This window comes from Vibrio sp. 1401, assembly GCF_033340295.1.
The window spans coordinates 1-564 of the sequence record NZ_JAWOWF010000664.1; the positions used below are offsets into that span (position 1 = coordinate 1).

1 protein-coding gene is annotated in these 564 nt (G+C 44.9%); it reads right to left on the bottom strand.

From position 1 onward, the window contains the following. Positions 1-564, bottom strand: a 564-nt coding sequence (locus R7Z77_RS27450) for an AraC family transcriptional regulator (protein WP_318137318.1), incomplete at both ends; no start/stop codon positions are given.

The following is a 564-nucleotide window of genomic DNA, read 5'->3' on the forward strand; positions in this document are numbered from 1 at the left end:
ACGATATTCCGTCGGCGTTCTGCCTGTACGGTTCTTAAATACTCGACAGAAATAGTTCACGTCTTTAAATCCACAGCGCACTGACACGTCATTGAGTTTGAAGTTGTATTTCTTGAGCATAAACTTCGCACGATCCACTCGTACCCAAGTAATGTAGTCTGCCAAGGTCATGTGCCCCTGCTGACGGAACAAGCGCGACAAATGGTTCGAGGAAATACTGAATCTCGACGCAATGCTGTCACGTGTGATTGGGCGATGGAAGTTCTCTTGAATGTAGATACAAATCCCTTGATAGAGATCTTGCACACGGCTATGTGACCGCTGCTCGACTGGTGCATCCAACATCGTCTTCGCGTATTGCAGTAATGCTTGCAGTAAAAGCTCATCCATTGGTTTTTTAGTATTCTCACGAGCCAGTGAGCTCAACGCTTCTAAGATGTTATCTATCGCAAATCCTGAGCGTGTTTGGATGCTATGCTTTTGAATATCGTAAAAGTTTGCCTCACCTTTGCGTTTGCTCACCAAACTTAACCCAAGTTGTCGACGCCCAAACAAAATACTTAA